The following is a 12,071-nucleotide window of genomic DNA, read 5'->3' on the forward strand; positions in this document are numbered from 1 at the left end:
TATTGGCAGGTTACCGTAAAAACAATCGTATTGTTAGTCGATTTTATCCTGCGGGCGGATTTTGTCAATCGGCACAAAAACTTCGAGATGGCGGTACAGATTTTCGAATACAGCCGGAGCTTCCCCGCCATATTCGCCGTCCAGGTTTAATAAAACTTTCTCAGGCGACTTGACTTTGACGCGGCTTGCGGATGTGTAGATCAAGTTCGGATGGTTGATATGCTCACCGCGCAAAGCAAGGGTTACGATGCGGATGAATTCGGCCAGATTCGTTTTTTTCAAGATCATTAACGTGAACAGACCGTCATTGACCGATGAATCCGGGGCAAGTTTTTCAAAACCGCCGACGGAATTCGTTAAGCCAATCAGAAACATCATCGCCTCGCCTTCAAACAGCTTACCGTCATATTCGATCGTCATTTCCGTTGCGCGGATCGATGGCAGCATTTCAATCCCTTTTAAATAATAAGCGAGCTGGCCGAGCATCGTCTTTAACCGGCTTGGAACATCGTACGTTAATTCGGTAAGCCGCCCGCCGCCGCCGATATTGATAAAATATTTGTCGTTCATTTTGCCAATATCGACGGGGAGCGTATCCCCTTTTACGATAATATCAACCGCCGAGGCCACATCCCGCGGAATCTGCAGGGCACGGGCAAAGTCGTTTGTTGTGCCCATTGGGATGACGCCGAGTTTCGGCCGGTAATCCTGCTCGGCGAGGCCGTTGACCACTTCATTAATGGTACCGTCCCCGCCGGCCGCCACGACAATGTCAAAGCGGCGTTCGACCGCTTTTCTTGCCGCTTTAGTGGCATCCCCCGCCCCTGTTGTCGCATGGCAGGACGTTTCATACCCCGCCATTTCAAGTTTTTGCAGAACGTCCGGAAGATGGCGCTTAAAAGCTTCACGGCCGGAAGTCGGATTGTATATAATTCTCGCTCGTTTCATTCCAATCATCCTTATACATGTTCTTACACATGAGATTTATGTATTGCAAGCAAACGGACAGTTTCCGCATACAGGCCGAAAAAAGTCCGAATGGCGGAAACTGTCCGCTGAAGTTGTCCTTTCATGCTGCATAAAAATACCGTACTGTAAATGTCTACCGAATTATCATACAACTTTTTGAACAAAAAATCCAGCACCTGCCGGGAAAGCCGGATATTTGGACGAAAAAACCGGCCCCTCCATGCTGCAAAGCCGGTTAACCAAACAAATGGATTCCCCGTTGGTTTAAAAACTGCACGGTTTCAAGCACGGAGTCTTCCCCAATTTGGTAAACTTCGCCAATTGTTTCTTTCCAGCGTTCGAAATCTTTCATCTGTACTTCACGGATGTTCCGGTAGTTCATGATTTTGAGCGATCGGTCGCGCAAATAATAGCACTCCCGGCCGTTGAAGCGCACCGCTGTCACCCTGCGCATCGTTTGATTCGCGCTGTCATCAATGTATGACGTCCGAATGTCTTCCCGGATATCGCCTTCCGAAAGCGGCATCCATTCAATCGTTTTTTTCACAAAAGACTTCCCGTTTGAGCGGCGGTCGATTTCAAAACGGCCAGTCTCCAGTTGCGTAAAAATGATTTCCTCGCCAAAACCATGGAGCACGTGGCGACGTTTTGCCTCGATTTCGACTGGCTTCATGATCGGGGAACCGTATCCGACATCCACATACAGCTTTCTTCCATTCAGGAGCACCATGAGCGCCACATGGCCGGGCACGACACGTACAAGCGAGCAGTTGAACCCGAGCGCCCTTAGCAGCCGCGCAAAGTTGATATTCAGCGTAAAGCACGTGCCGCCCCAGCCTTTTTCCCATAAATTTGTAACAAACGTATCAAACGAAGGGATGAAAGTACCCTCCTGGAAATAATGGAATTTGCTGAATGTTTCGTAAGGGACGCAGGAAAGATGGTGCTGGATCAGCCGCTGCAAATAATTTAAAGCGGGTTTTTCCCGTTCAAGCTTTAAATAGTGAAGATAAGCATCCACTTGCGCTTCCATATCCTCCCCCCTCATGAGTCTTTCAGTTTCCATTCGCTTTTCGGGCGGGAAAACCCTTTTTATTTGTTGGATAAGCGGTTTTCGCGATAACCGGCATTTTTAGCCACAAAGCCAAGCCAAAATACGTACGGCGAAGAGCAGTTTATCCACCCTAATACTGTTGTTAACGTCTCTTTAATACTATTATAAACATTATCCTGGAGAATCGTATCTCCTGTAAAAATTTCCGTCAATTTGGAGATCATTTTTTTGCTGGTCGCATGTGGGGGACGATTTTTTGAGAGAGGGGGAACGCGGGATCCAGACAGCAGCTTCTTCGCCTCGTTCATTAAGGAAAATAAAAAACGGGATCGGGCGGGATCCATTTGTTAAGTACTGGTCCATCAGTTCGTCATCGTGGTAAACCATTTTTACGCAGATGCCTGCAACTTCCGCGCTTTTTAAGAGAATCGGGATATTCAACATCGCATCCCCGCACCAGTCCTCTGTCAGTACAAGGGAGCGGAGGCTGCGGCTTTTCAGTTTTCCCAAAAAAGGCAGGTCTTCCCTTTTTACCTAGAAAAAAACATCGAGAATATATTGGACACATTCTCCAGGTGACCTGCATGCTGCTGATGTACACATTGGATGACAAAGACGCGGGACCATCAGGTGATGGAAGATGGCACCTTTAAACGTTTTTTTGCCATAATAGAAAAACATTTTAGCACCGTTTGAGTAACCGATTGCAATACAACAGCTGCGGTCAAAGCCGTATTTATGTGCCGCTTCATCCAAAAATGCATAGAGTTTAACTGTTCTTTTTTCCAAGCCTTCAAGGTCGAACACGCCTTTCGTAATGCGCTGAGACATTCTTCCCAAAAACCCACAACGCATTTTCCGGCACAACATAAGTGGTAATGCCGACCCGGCCTGCCCCTATCCGCCCACGGTAAGCATTGCCTACAATGCCCGCTCTTTTTATGGATATACCGGATCAACTTGTTTTTCGATTGCTTCTTCCAGCAAATTTTGGATTTTGACTTTTAAAAAATGGTCTTTGCAATAATAGCCGAGCAACTTGTTCGTTTTCCAATCATATACCGGAAAAACGGCATCGATCTCTTTCCCGGCTTTTTTCAGACAATATGCACACGTGGATGTCAGCTCAAAAATGCCATCATACATTGTTTGCTGCCCCCCGTTTTCTATTTGATCTTTTCTTTATTTACCCGGTTTTTACTTTGTTAAACAACAGGCTATGTTCGTGGCCAATATTGATGATCGCGAAATCCGCGCGGGCATCCCCGCCTGTACCTCGGCACGAGGGCCTGAATATCCCGCAGGCGTCTCGGAAATTCGCGATCATTGGCAATAAAATTGAACAGCCAAAAAAAGCGGCAAGGCACTATGCCCGCCGCTTAATACGAGGTCAGCGTTTATTGATTTCCTGGATTAGCAATTTGTTGACGATCGGCGGGTTGGCCTGCCCTTTTGTCGCTTTCATAACCTGCCCGACAAGGAAACCGAGTGCACGGTCTTTTCCGTTTTTAAAGTCGATAATCGATTGCTCGTTTTTATCCAGCACTTCGGTTACAATCTTTAACAGCTCGCCTTCATCAGAAATTTGCACAAGCCCTTTTTCCTTAACGATTTTTTCCGGATCGCCGCCTTTTTCCACAAGCTCGCGGAACACTTTCTTTGCCATTTTCGAAGAGAGCGTGCCGTTTTCGATCAGCTTGATCATCCCGGCAAGGCTTTCCGGCGTCAACGCAATTTCATGCAGTTCTTTTTGGGCCGAGTTCAAATATGCGGACACTTCGCCCATCAGCCAGTTTGATGCCTGCTTCGGATCAGCGTCGGCGGCAATCGTCGCTTCAAAGAAGTCGGACATTTCTTTTGTCAGCGTCAGCACCATTGCATCATAGGCAGGCAGCCCGAGGGCTTCAGTGTAGCGTTTTTTCCGCTCGTCAGGAAGTTCCGGGATTTCAGCGCGCACCCGCTCTTTCCATTCATCATCGATGTACAAATCAACAAGATCCGGTTCCGGGAAGTAACGGTAATCGTCCGAACCTTCTTTTACACGCATCAAAATCGTTTTCCCGGTTGCTTCGTCAAAACGCCGGGTTTCCTGCTCGATCACGCCTCCTGATAATAATACTTGTTTCTGACGTTCCTGTTCATATGCGAGTCCTTTGCGCACAAAGTTGAACGAGTTTAAGTTTTTCAGCTCGGTTTTCGTGCCGAATTCTTTTTGCCCAACCGGCCTGATCGAAATATTGGCATCGCAGCGGAGCGAACCTTCTTCCATTTTGCAGTCGGAAACGCCGGTGTATTGAATGATCGATTTTAGTTTTTCAAGGTAAGCATACGCTTCTTCAGGGGAGCGGATGTCCGGTTCCGATACAATTTCAATCAGCGGCGTCCCCTGCCGGTTCAAGTCGACAAGCGAATACCCTTCACTCGCTGCGTGCGACAGTTTGCCGGCATCCTCTTCCATGTGAATGCGGGTAATGCCGATTTTTTTCTTCACACCGTCGACTTCGATCTCAATCCAGCCGTTTTTCCCGATCGGCTTATCGAATTGGGAAATTTGGTATGCTTTCGGATTGTCCGGGTAAAAATAGTTTTTCCGGTCGAATTTCGTTTCGGTCGCGATTTCGCAGTTTAGCGCCATTGCCGCCTTCATGGCATAGTCGACAACCTTTTTGTTTAAAACCGGGAGCACGCCGGGATAGCCGAGGTCGATCACGTTCGTGTTCGTATTTGGTTCTGCACCGAAATGCGCAGGCGCTGGCGAGAAAATTTTTGTATCCGTTTTTAACTCAACGTGCACTTCAAGCCCGATCACTGTTTCAAAGTTCATCTTTTTCACCCCTTACAATTGCGGTTTTTGTTTATGGAAATCAGTTGCCTGTTCAAACGCGTGGGCAACGCGGTACACAGTGCTTTCGTCAAAGTGCTTCCCGATGATCTGCAGCCCTAAAGGCAGTCCGTCCACAAATCCGCATGGAATAGAAATGCCCGGCACACCGGCAAGGTTGACCGGAATCGTTAAAATATCGTTGGCGTACATTGTCAACGGGTCTTCAATTTTTTCCCCGATTTTGAATGCCGGCGTCGGGGTAGTAGGCCCGATGATGACATCATATTTTTCCAGTACTTCGTCAAAATCTTTTTTGATCAATGTGCGGACCTGCTGGGCTTTTTTGTAATAAGCATCATAGTAGCCCGCGCTCAGTGCAAACGTTCCGAGCATAATCCGGCGTTTCACTTCATCCCCGAAACCTTCCGAACGGGTTTTTTTATACAGTTCTTCCAGATTGGTTGCGTTCGGCGAGCGGTAGCCGTATCGGACGCCGTCAAAACGGGCTAGGTTGGAAGAAGCTTCGGATGATGCCAGCAGATAGTAGGTTGCAACGCCGTATTTCGAATGCGGCAGCGATACTTCTTCCCAAGCGGCACCGAGTTTTTCCAGCAATTTCAACGCATCAAGGACAGCCTGGCGCGCTTCTTCGCCGACCCCTTCGCCCAAATATTCTTTCGGCACAGCGATTTTCAAGCCTTTTACATCTCCGGTCAGCGCCTCTACATAGTTCGGCACTTCCACATCGGCCGACGTCGAGTCATGCGGGTCGAGCCCGGCAATAGCCTGTAAAAGATAAGCATTGTCTTCTACCGTACGGGTGATCGGCCCGATCTGGTCCAAAGAAGATGCAAAAGCAACAAGTCCGAAACGGGACACGCGGCCGTATGTCGGTTTCATCCCGACGACCCCGCAGAATGCTGCCGGCTGGCGGATCGAACCGCCCGTATCAGAACCAAGCGCAAACGGCACTTCCCCTGCTGCGACGGCTGCGGCCGAACCGCCTGAAGAACCGCCCGGCACCGTATCCAAATTCCACGGATTATGGGTGATTTGGAATGCAGAATTTTCCGTTGACGATCCCATTGCAAACTCGTCCATGTTCAATTTTCCGATTGTAATCGTATTTTGCTTATGTAATTTTTCCATTACCGTGGCATCGTAAATCGGGTCGAAGTTTTCAAGGATTTTGCTGGCACAGGTTGTCCGCAAATCTTTTGTCACAATATTATCTTTAATCCCGATCGGCATGCCGAACAACACATTTTCGGATTCCGGGGTGCCGATTTTATCGTCCATTTCCTGTGCGGCCTTTCGCGCCCTTTCTTCATCCAATGTTAAAAACGCCTTCACTTTGCCGTCTGTTTCTGCAATGTGCTTGTAGGCTTCGTCGACAAGCTCGCTGACTTTAACTTCCTTATTATGTAAAAACTCATGGAGTTCCGAAATTTTATGATCAAACAAAGACATGCTTTCCCCTCCTTATTCTACGATTGTCGGCACGCGGATCTGCCCGTCCTGGGTATCCGGCGCATTTTTCAACACAAGATCCCGCGGCAATCCTTCTTCCACCACATCTTCGCGCATCACATTGCGGATTTCGAGCACATGCGTGGTCGGCGGAACCCCGGTTGTATCGAGTTCATTCAAAGACTCTGCAAAATGAATAATGTCTCCCAGTTGTTTCGTGAATTTTTCGACTTCTACCTCGCTCATCTCAAGGCGCGCCAAGTTGGCAACGTGTTTTACCTGCTCTTTCGAAATATCAGGCATATCCTTTCACCTCCGTCATAAATCGAACCCTGCAATACTATTGATCATAGCAGAAAAGCTTGCCATGAAGCAAGGGGGGTGCAACAGATCCCAAAAAAGGGACTGTCTCAAAAGCTCTTTTTAAACAGCAAGAAAACCCGTTGAGAAATTCATCTTTCTCGACAGGTTTTCTCATTTTTCGGATCTTATTTCTGAAGCAAGCGGTTCTTTTCCGCCTGTTTCAGAAGGCTGTGGACGATGGCGACCAGCCCGAATTCGATGTTTATCTTGGCCAGCCCCCGCAATGAAAATCTGCGGAACGACCGATTGCCTTTGATATGACCGAACACGCTTTCTACCCCTTTTTTTCTCCAAGCGTAGATTTGACGACACGGGCCACGTGGTCTTTTGTAATCATGTCGCTAAAATCCTTTGGAAGAATGAGTTGTCCCATGCTATAATCAATAAAAGTAGCTGAATAGTTGCTCAAAAAAACCGCCTCCATTCAATGTTTGCTAGTCACTTACATTATAATGGAAAAGGCGGTTGTTTTTTGCACTTTCTTCGTTTATCACGCGTTGATGATCGCGAAATTTACGAGACACCTGCGGGAAAAGCAAGCAAGAAGAGACCCCTCGTGATAAGGAACGAGCGAGGGGCAACGCGTGCGGAAAGCGAGTGAATTTTTCGTGATCATCAACATTCTCAGATAACATTACCTTACATAAAAAAAGGGGGTGCCCCTACGTCAATCTACCGACTTTGGGACAGCCCCTTTTTTATTAATGTGTAAATTGCTCCTGTTCGGTGGAACCTGCGAGCGCGGTTGTTGTAGATGTCCCCCCTGTGATGACCATTGATACTTCGTCAAAATATCCGGCGCCGACTTCGCGTTGATGGCGCGTTGCCGTGTAGCCGTATGGTTCATTTGCAAATTCAGCCTGCTGCAGTTCGGAGTATGCCGCCATGCCGCGGTCGCGGTAATTGCGGGCAAGCTCGAACATGCTGTGGTTCAAAGCGTGGAAGCCTGCAAGCGTAACGAATTGGAATTTGTACCCCATGCGCGCAAGTTCTTGTTGGAAATTGGCGATCGTTTTTTCATCAAGTTTCTTTTTCCAGTTGAAAGAAGGCGAGCAGTTGTAAGCGAGCAGTTTGCCAGGGAATTTTTCGTGAATGGCTTCCGCAAACCGGCGCGCTTCTTCCACATTTGGTTCGCTCGTTTCACACCAGATGAGATCCGCATACGGCGCATAAGCAAGGCCGCGGGCAATTGCCTGGTCAATACCTGACCTTGTGCGGTAAAATCCTTCCGGCGTCCGTTCTTTGGTAATAAACGGCGCGTCATAAGGGTCGACATCGCTTGTAATCAAGCTTGCGGCATTGGCGTCCGTGCGGCCAATGATAACTGTCGGCACGCCCATTACGTCTGCAGCGAGGCGGGCCGCAATCAAATGTCGGACGGCCGTTTGTGTCGGTAGCAGCACTTTGCCGCCCATATGGCCGCATTTTTTCTCGGAAGAAAGCTGGTCTTCAAGATGGACGGCCGCAGCGCCTGCTTCAATCATCGCTTTCACGAGTTCAAATACATTTAACGGACCGCCAAAGCCGGCTTCCGCGTCGGCAATAATCGGCGCAAACCAATCGATACGATCGTCTCCTTCAGCATGGTGGATCTGGTCGGCGCGCTGCAGTGCCTGGTTGATGCGTTTAACAACGCTCGGCACGCTGTTGGCCGGATAAAGACTTTGGTCCGGATACATCTGCCCGGCCAAGTTCGCATCAGCCGCGACTTGCCAACCGCTCAAATAAATCGCCTTTAATCCCGCCTTGACCTGCTGGACGGCCTGGTTCCCTGTTAAGGCTCCCAAAGCATGAATGTAATCTTCCGTATGCAGCAGGTTCCAGAATTTTTCCGCTCCCCTGCGTGCCAATGTATATTCAATCTGCACCGAACCCCTTAGTTTGAGTACATCCTCAGGAGAGTACGGGCGGACAACGCCCTGCCACCTTTCATCTTTGTCCCAGCTGCGCTGAAGTTCCTGAGCTTTTTCATTTACCATCGAAAATTCCTCCCATTTTTTCAATATATTGTAAATACACCGGCAAAATGGACTGTCCGCCTATTTTGCCTTGCGCGTTTTCCCTTTGTTCTGCCCTGCCAGGATGGCGCTATCAGCCAAGCAATTTATATGCCGGCAATGTTAAAAATTCAATAAAGTGATCCTCTTTGATCAGTTTATCGAATAACTCGGCCGCTTCATCAAAACGTCCCGAGCGGAAAAATTCTTCGCCGGTTTCGCGCTGTATGCGTTCCAGTTCCTCCGCTTTGATCTGTTCGTACAGTTCAAATGTCACTTTCCTGCCGTCAGACAGCACCCCTTTAGGATGGCGGATCCAATGCCAGAGCTGGGTGCGCGAAATTTCGGCCGTTGCCGCGTCTTCCATTAAGTTGGAGATCGGGACAGCACCCCTTCCCCTCAACCATGACTCAATGTACTGGATGCCCGCATAAATGTTTTCGCGGATGCCTTTTTCCGTAATTTCCCCTTCCGGAACGGCCAGCAGGTCTTCGGCTGTCACTTTGAGATCTTTCTGCTTGCCGGAGTGAATTTGGTTCGGCTGCGGCATTTCTTTGTTGAACGCTTCCATCGCGACCGGTACGAGGCCCGGATGTGCAACCCATGTGCCATCATGCCCGTCCCTTGCTTCCCGCTCTTTATCCGCTCTGACCTTTTGGAACGCCTCTTCGTTCTTTTCCGGGTCATCTTTTACCGGGATTTGTGCAGCCATGCCCCCAATTGCCGGCGCGTTCCTGCGGTGGCATGTTTGGATCGTCAAAAGCGAATATGCCCGCATAAACGGCACCGTCATCGTGACCAAAGACCGGTCAGGCGTAATGAACTGCGGCTGGTGGCGCAGCTTTTTGATATAGCTGAAAATATAATCCCAGCGTCCGCAGTTGAGGCCGGCCGAATGTTCTTTCAGCTCGTATAAAATTTCATCCATTTCAAACGCGGCCATGATCGTTTCAATCAGAACAGTCGCTTTAATCGTGCCTTTCGGGATGCCGATGTATTTCTGCGCAAAGACAAATACATCGTTCCAAAGGCGAGCTTCTAAATGGCTTTCCATTTTCGGAAGGTAAAAGTACGGGCCCGTGCCGTTTTCCAGGAGCCTGCGGGTATTATGAAAGAAGTAAAGCCCAAAATCTACTAAACTGCCAGACATCGGTTTGCCGTCTACCAATATATGTTTCTCTTCCAAATGCCACCCGCGCGGCCTTACAATTAAGACAGCGGTTTCTTCGTTGAGCTTGTATTCTTTCCCGTTCGGGGCGGTGTAAATAATGGTTCTATTGACGGCATCCCGTAGATTGATCTGGCCACCGATGATGTTTTCCCATGTTGGGGATGTTGCATCTTCAAAACAGGCCATAAACATTTTCGCGCCTGAATTCAAGGCATTGATGATCATTTTCCGGTCGACCGGCCCTGTAATCTCGACACGCCTGTCCTGCAAATCCTCAGGCAGCGGTGCAATGGTCCAATCGGCTTCGCGGATTGCAGCAGTTTCTTTGAGAAAATGCGGCAGCTTTCCGGATTTGATTTCTTCCTCCCGCTGTTTCCTGTATTCCAAAAGTTCACGCCGCCTGCCTCCGAAATGTCGCTCCAGCTGTTCCAAAAACTGCAGCGCTTCCGGGGTTAATATTTCATCATAACCCTCATGGATGGATCCCGTTACGGTAATACCTGGTGCTTTGGTCTCCATTCACTCACTCCCTTTCTTTTGTTATAATACAGTATCCTTAACGTGTTTTTATTATATAACAGAACAAATAAAAATGGTAGCTTTTTTTATAAAATTTTTTAAAAAATGTTTTCCTTTTTAAAAATTATGCCATACTAAAAAGGAGCTGTTCCAAAAGCCCGTTCACTAACAGTTTGAGCAAACTTATTTTAAGTCGAAAATCTTGGTAGCACGTACCTTATAAAGTTCCTAAAGGCCGTTTCTACGGGGCAAATTTACGCTTATGGTTTTGATATAGCTCCTCACGACCATTTCTACGGAGAAGATTTACTCTAACGGTCTTGATATAGCTCCTAAGGGCCGATCCTACGGGAAAATTTAGCTCATACGGTCTTTGGAGATTTCCTAAACCTACGTGAAACAGGAGGAAAGATCAGCCTCCTTTGAAAAAAGGTCCCCAAAATGGAAAAATCCCGTCGAGAAATTGTTTTCTAGACGGGATTTCTTGTTTTAATTTGGGACAGCCACTTTTTTAGTTATAAATATGGATGGTCGGGTCTTTTGCTTTCGATTCGCGGACAATCAGCGCTTTTGGTTCGTTGTTGGCCGTGATGCTCACTTGCAGGTTGACGTAATCCGGGAATGTTTTCACGACAAGCCCGGCCACATACTGCGTAAAGGCAATGACTTCCGCCTGTCCGTAAAACTGGATAGGAATATCAATACTTAAATCAACAAGCTGCCCGTTGCTGTATCTCGCCCTGCCGATGCAGCCGGTATAGTTTGGAAAATAATCCTCGATGTCCGTTTTGAAATTCTCGAATGTTTTCTCGTCATCGCGATGCGCATTTGTGGCGCTGTTTGAAGGGAACAAATAATATTTTTCATTAATATTTTTCCAGTCATTAACAGTCGTGCTGTTTGCCGGAACCGTTGCGTAAGCAAAATAATTCCCCGGAATGACCGAATCTTTGCTTTGCTGTTTATAAAGTGCAATGATAATTGGGACATTTTTCAAAGCCTTCATATTGCGCAAGCGCTGCACAACTTCCTGGGCAATCTGCTTCCCTTTTGTGTTTAACGTGCTCTGCGGGATTTTCACCTCATAGGTCGCGCCATATTTCTGTTTCTGGTAATAATAAACAGAATTCAGCGCAAGCCCGATCGCAACGCCCGACAGCTTTACGTTGCCTTTGCTGTCTTGCGTCAAATAATCCTGTTCCAATATTTGCGCAAGATAAATCGGATTTTTCTCATTTTGCTGCTGGACCGAACCCTTTCCATCGTTCATCGGATTCAGCCCGACATTGTCTTTTTCCTTCAAACCGTTCTTTTTCAGCTGGCTTTTTGTATATTTGCGGTTCAGCCATTTTGTAATTGTATCCGAGGAAAGATACTGCCCTTCCTGGAACAGATAGTCATCAGGGGAATAATTATGCTGTGCCACCCGCATCAGGCCGGTCTCAAACTCTTCAATATCATAAGAAGTGTTTAAATTGCTGACGACCAGCCCCCTTGATTTGCTCGTTTTGTACGGGTAAATGTTTTTATAATATTGGTCTGAAATCTGGTAACTCGTCACGATGGATGTTTCTTTTTTATTGTTGCTTTTCTGGACGACTTTGTCATCTGAACCGAATTTTGGCGTACAGCCCGCCAGTAAAACCATAGATAATATGAGGGGATACCATTTTTTCATACTGCCTGTTCCACCTTTTCATTTCT

The 12,071-nt window shown here is 47.7% G+C and carries 11 protein-coding genes and 1 pseudogene; all 12 read right to left on the minus strand.

Annotated features, from left to right (window positions below; translation table 11 throughout):
• Positions 1-33: 33 nt before the first annotated feature.
• A complete protein-coding gene (locus BpJC4_RS12270) occupies positions 34-948 on the minus strand; it encodes a diacylglycerol kinase (protein WP_151681123.1) in 915 nt (304 codons plus the stop codon).
• Between the two features lie 256 nt (positions 949-1,204).
• The gene (locus tag BpJC4_RS12275) at positions 1,205-2,002 is read right to left on the minus strand and encodes an arylamine N-acetyltransferase (protein WP_151681124.1); all 798 of its coding nucleotides are present in this window, start codon (positions 2,000-2,002) and stop codon (positions 1,205-1,207) included.
• A 192-nt stretch (positions 2,003-2,194) separates the two neighbouring features.
• Entirely contained in the window at positions 2,195-2,533 is a 339-nt protein-coding gene (locus tag BpJC4_RS12280) for a thioredoxin family protein (RefSeq protein WP_253693790.1), read from the minus strand.
• 429 nt (positions 2,534-2,962) lie between these two features.
• On the minus strand, positions 2,963-3,169 hold the full coding sequence (locus BpJC4_RS12285) for a hypothetical protein (protein ID WP_151681126.1): 207 nt from the start codon (positions 3,167-3,169) through the stop codon (positions 2,963-2,965).
• 244 nt (positions 3,170-3,413) lie between these two features.
• A complete protein-coding gene (gene gatB / locus BpJC4_RS12290) occupies positions 3,414-4,847 on the minus strand; it encodes an Asp-tRNA(Asn)/Glu-tRNA(Gln) amidotransferase subunit GatB (protein ID WP_151681127.1) in 1,434 nt (477 codons plus the stop codon).
• Positions 4,848-4,859: 12 nt separating this feature from the next.
• Positions 4,860-6,317, minus strand: a complete 1,458-nt coding sequence (gene gatA / locus BpJC4_RS12295) for an Asp-tRNA(Asn)/Glu-tRNA(Gln) amidotransferase subunit GatA (protein WP_151681128.1) — start codon at positions 6,315-6,317, stop codon at positions 4,860-4,862.
• A gap of 12 nt (positions 6,318-6,329) precedes the next feature.
• Positions 6,330-6,620, minus strand: coding sequence for an Asp-tRNA(Asn)/Glu-tRNA(Gln) amidotransferase subunit GatC (gatC, locus tag BpJC4_RS12300; protein WP_151697972.1), 291 nt, complete (start codon positions 6,618-6,620; stop codon positions 6,330-6,332).
• Between the two features lie 197 nt (positions 6,621-6,817).
• Positions 6,818-6,985, minus strand: a pseudogene (locus BpJC4_RS12305) (transposase); the annotation flags it as partial.
• On the minus strand, positions 6,955-7,089 hold the full coding sequence (locus BpJC4_RS16850) for a hypothetical protein (RefSeq protein WP_259371269.1): 135 nt from the start codon (positions 7,087-7,089) through the stop codon (positions 6,955-6,957). The pseudogene BpJC4_RS12305 and the gene BpJC4_RS16850, both read right to left, overlap by 31 nt.
• A 292-nt stretch (positions 7,090-7,381) precedes the next feature.
• Positions 7,382-8,659, minus strand: coding sequence for an isocitrate lyase (gene aceA, locus BpJC4_RS12310; RefSeq protein ID WP_151681130.1), 1,278 nt, complete (start codon positions 8,657-8,659; stop codon positions 7,382-7,384).
• A gap of 112 nt (positions 8,660-8,771) precedes the next feature.
• Entirely contained in the window at positions 8,772-10,367 is a 1,596-nt protein-coding gene (gene aceB, locus BpJC4_RS12315) for a malate synthase A (RefSeq protein ID WP_151681131.1), read from the minus strand.
• A gap of 511 nt (positions 10,368-10,878) precedes the next feature.
• Positions 10,879-12,045 carry a CamS family sex pheromone protein gene (locus BpJC4_RS12320; RefSeq protein WP_151697973.1) on the minus strand — a complete coding sequence of 389 codons (1,167 nt, stop codon included), beginning with the start codon at positions 12,043-12,045 and terminating at the stop codon, positions 10,879-10,881.
• Positions 12,046-12,071 lie beyond the last annotated feature (26 nt).

The sequence above is a fragment of the Weizmannia acidilactici genome, assembly GCF_008974185.1.
GTDB classification, from domain to species: Bacteria; Bacillota; Bacilli; order Bacillales; family Bacillaceae_C; genus Weizmannia; species Weizmannia acidilactici.

What these genes read in the sequence shown, in the direction of transcription:
- aceA (WP_151681130.1), bottom strand. Translation starts at nt 8,659, where the DNA reads ATGGTAAATGAAAAAGCTCAGGAACTTCAGCGCAGCTGGGACAAAGAT.
- gatC (WP_151697972.1), bottom strand. Translation starts at nt 6,620, where the DNA reads ATGCCTGATATTTCGAAAGAGCAGGTAAAACACGTTGCCAACTTGGCG.
- BpJC4_RS12275 (WP_151681124.1), bottom strand. Translation starts at nt 2,002, where the DNA reads ATGGAAGCGCAAGTGGATGCTTATCTTCACTATTTAAAGCTTGAACGG.
- BpJC4_RS12285 (WP_151681126.1), bottom strand. Translation starts at nt 3,169, where the DNA reads ATGTATGATGGCATTTTTGAGCTGACATCCACGTGTGCATATTGTCTG.
- gatA (WP_151681128.1), bottom strand. Translation starts at nt 6,317, where the DNA reads ATGTCTTTGTTTGATCATAAAATTTCGGAACTCCATGAGTTTTTACAT.
- BpJC4_RS12270 (WP_151681123.1), bottom strand. Translation starts at nt 948, where the DNA reads ATGAAACGAGCGAGAATTATATACAATCCGACTTCCGGCCGTGAAGCT.
- BpJC4_RS12320 (WP_151697973.1), bottom strand. Translation starts at nt 12,045, where the DNA reads ATGAAAAAATGGTATCCCCTCATATTATCTATGGTTTTACTGGCGGGC.
- aceB (WP_151681131.1), bottom strand. Translation starts at nt 10,367, where the DNA reads ATGGAGACCAAAGCACCAGGTATTACCGTAACGGGATCCATCCATGAG.
- gatB (WP_151681127.1), bottom strand. Translation starts at nt 4,847, where the DNA reads ATGAACTTTGAAACAGTGATCGGGCTTGAAGTGCACGTTGAGTTAAAA.